This window comes from Clostridium sp. (assembly GCF_032552055.1).
Classification (GTDB): Bacteria; Bacillota; Clostridia; order Clostridiales; family Clostridiaceae; genus Clostridium.
Genome location: NZ_JAWGSV010000310.1, coordinates 1 through 3,279 on the forward strand (window position 1 = coordinate 1; position 3,279 = coordinate 3,279).

Annotated in this window: 3 protein-coding genes and 1 riboswitch; all 3 genes read right to left on the reverse strand. The window is 28.5% G+C overall.

Annotated elements, in window-relative coordinates; all coding sequences use genetic code 11:
* Positions 1-152 precede the first annotated feature (152 nt).
* On the reverse strand, positions 153-584 hold the full coding sequence (locus E6248_RS14705) for a MarR family transcriptional regulator (RefSeq protein WP_316341532.1): 432 nt from the start codon (positions 582-584) through the stop codon (positions 153-155).
* Positions 585-687: 103 nt separating this feature from the next.
* Positions 688-1,824: an aminotransferase class I/II-fold pyridoxal phosphate-dependent enzyme gene (locus E6248_RS14710; protein WP_316341533.1), complete on the reverse strand. Its 1,137-nt coding sequence runs from the start codon at positions 1,822-1,824 to the stop codon at positions 688-690.
* Position 1,825: 1 nt separating this feature from the next.
* Complete coding sequence (locus tag E6248_RS14715; RefSeq protein WP_316341534.1) at positions 1,826-2,977, reverse strand: PLP-dependent aspartate aminotransferase family protein; 1,152 nt, start codon at positions 2,975-2,977, stop codon at positions 1,826-1,828.
* Positions 2,978-3,063: 86 nt separating this feature from the next.
* Positions 3,064-3,170, reverse strand: a riboswitch (SAM riboswitch).
* Positions 3,171-3,279 lie beyond the last annotated feature (109 nt).

Genomic DNA, 3,279 nt, shown 5'->3' on the forward strand with positions numbered 1-3,279 from the left:
TATATATACTACTCTAGTATATATTTTTCTGCAATATGATTTTAGTTGTTAGTGACATTTTACATATAAGATTACAATATATTAAATATTTATTGAAACATATAATTAATCAAAATAATATGGAGCTGTAATATTACAGCTCCAATTAATTACTATTTTAAACTAAATAGCAATTCATCTATTCCTTCTTTTATTTGTTTTATCTTATCTTCGCTAAATTTCATATTACATAAAACTTTTTTAGGAACATCTTTTGATTTCTCTTGCAATTCTCTCCCCTTAGATGTAAGTTCAGCAAAAACTACTCTATCGTCTTCTTTTGATCTATACTTTTCTATTAGTTCCATAGATTCTAGTTTTTTTAGAAGAGGAGTTAAGGTACCTGAATCTAAATGTAATCTATTACCAAGCTGCTTAACTGTAGCTTTATTTTCTTCCCATAAGACAAGCATTACTAAATATTGAGTATATGTTAAATTCAACTCATCTAAAATGGGTTTATATAATTTAATTATTTCCCTAGATACAGCATAAAGAGAAAAACAAATTTGGTTATCTAACTTTAAATCATCATATTTTGACACTTCATCACCTACATAACGTATTTGCTAAATATAATTTTATACAATTAATTTATTAACCTTTATGTTATCTCTTTTAACTTTTCTTGTCAATGACTATAAATTACTAATTTAGAAATCCTTTTTTAAACCCTTCAATAATATCTTCTATATCTTCTATTCCCAAAGAAACTCTAATTAAGGTGTCAGTAATGCCTAATCTTTCTCTTTCTTCTCGAGGAATTGCAGCATGGCTCATCTTTACTGGATAAGAAACTATAGTTTCTACAGCTCCTAAGCTTACTGCAACTACTACATTTTCAACATTATTTAAAAAGTGCTTAGTTTGCTCTATATTTTTAAATTTAAAAGATAGTACAGCCCCTGGACCAAAGGATTGATTTTTATGAACTTCATAATACTTATGAGATTCAATGCCAGGATAATATACTGCTTCTACCAATTCCTGCTCTAAAAGCCACTTTGAAAGTTCTAAAGCATTATTCTGAGATTGATCCATTCTGATTTTTAAAGTTTTTAGCCCCCTAGATACTAAATAACAATCTTGTGGAGATAAAATAGCACCAAATCCATTTTGAACTCTATATATTTCTGCAGCTAATAACTTATCATTTGTAACTGCAAATCCTGCTATTACATCACTATGACCACCAATAAACTTAGTTGCACTATGAACCACTATATCAATACCTAATTCTAAAGGTCTTTGAAGATATGGTGACATAAAAGTATTATCAACTATTGTAAGTAAGTTATGTTTCTTAGCAAAATTTACCGCTTCCTTTAAATCAGTTATTTTTAGTAAAGGATTTGATGGAGTTTCTAGATAAATTGCCTTAGTATTTTCTTTAATTTCTTTTTCTATATTTTCTATTTTACTAGTGTCTACAAAGGTAAACGCAATATTAAATCTATTAAAAAGCTTAGTTACAGACCTATAAGTTCCTCCATACACATCTTCTGCTACAATTAGATGATCTCCTGAAGAAAATGTGCTAATCACAGAAGATATAGCTGCTATCCCAGAAGAAAATGCATATGCATATTTACCACTTTCAAGTCTTGCGAATTCTTTCTCTAAAGCATTTCTAGTTGGATTTCCAGATCTAGCATAGTCATATTCACCGAAATTATCTATATCAAATTGATGAAAAGTAGAGCTTTGATATATAGGTAATGTAACTGCTCCTGTATTTTTATCTATAGTTTTTTCACTGTGTAATAACTTTGTTCCAAATTTCATATTACTCCCCCAATACTGATTTTAAATCATCTAATAAATCATTTATATTTTCTATTCCAACAGACAATCTCAATAATCTTTCATCTACTCCAAGTCTTTGCTTAAGATCATTCGGCATATCCACATGAGTTTGAGTATATGGATAAGTAATTAATGTTTCAACCCCACCTAAGCTTTCAGCAAAAGAAATAACTTCAAGTTTTTTTAGTAACTTAGCAACTAAAGAAACCTTCTTAACCTTAAATGAAATCATTGAACCATAACCAGTGGATTGTACAATATTTACATCATAGCCTTCATGATCTTCAAGACCTACATAATATACCTTTTCTACATTTTCGTTTCTTTTTAAATAATTAGCAATTAGAATAGCATTTTCTTGAGATTTATCAAGTCTTATAGATAATGTCTTTAACCCTCTTAATAGTAACCAAGAATCAAAAGCTGATAAAGTTGCACCTGTCGAGTTTTGAACTACTCTTAACTTATTAATAATATCAGTATCATTTGCTATTAAAAATCCGGATAAAACATCATTATGGCCACCTAGAAACTTTGTACCACTATGAATTACAATATCTGCACCTAATAATAAAGGCTTTTGAAAATATGGAGTTAAGAAAGTATTATCAACTATTAAAGTTAACTTATTCTTCTTACATAAATAACTTATATCAGAAATATCACTTACTCTCATTAATGGATTAGATGGAGTTTCTATAAATATAGCCTTAGTCTCATCTGTAATAGCCTCTTTAATCTTATCTAAGCTAGTAGTATCTACAAAGGTAGATTTTATACCAAATACACTATAAAAATCATTAAACAATCTAAAAGTTCCACCATAAAGATCCTCTGAAACTATAATGTGATCCCCAGGTTTGAATAAATGAAAACATGCTGTTATTGCAGCAACTCCAGTAGAAAAAGCTAAGGCTTCTTTTCCTTCTTCTAAAAGACAAATTGTCCTTTCAACCTCTTCTCTAGTTGGATTATTAGTTCTAGAATAATCATATCCAGTACTTTTATTTAATTCTGGATGCTTAAAAGTTGTACTTTGATAAATAGGATAGCTTATTGCACCAGTGACACTATCTCCTCCGCTTGCCCCTCTTACAGAGATAGTTTCAAATTGTAATTTCTTTTCGTTCATTGTGATTCCCCCTTTTATAAATAAAAAAAGAACTCTTCCAAAATAGAAAGAATTCTTAAATACAACTATATAATTGCATACTAGTTTTCTTATTTTTCAGATTAACTGTAGGATTTAGCACCACACAAATAAATACATAATTGTAGGTTGCCGGGTTTCATAGGGCCAGTCCCTCCACCACTCTTAATAAGAACTATTTAATTTTAAAACAATTATATTATATATACTATTTAATTTCAAGTTTTTTTAAATAATTAATTTATGAATTTTCTTACATAATGATTATTTATGTAGAACTATTA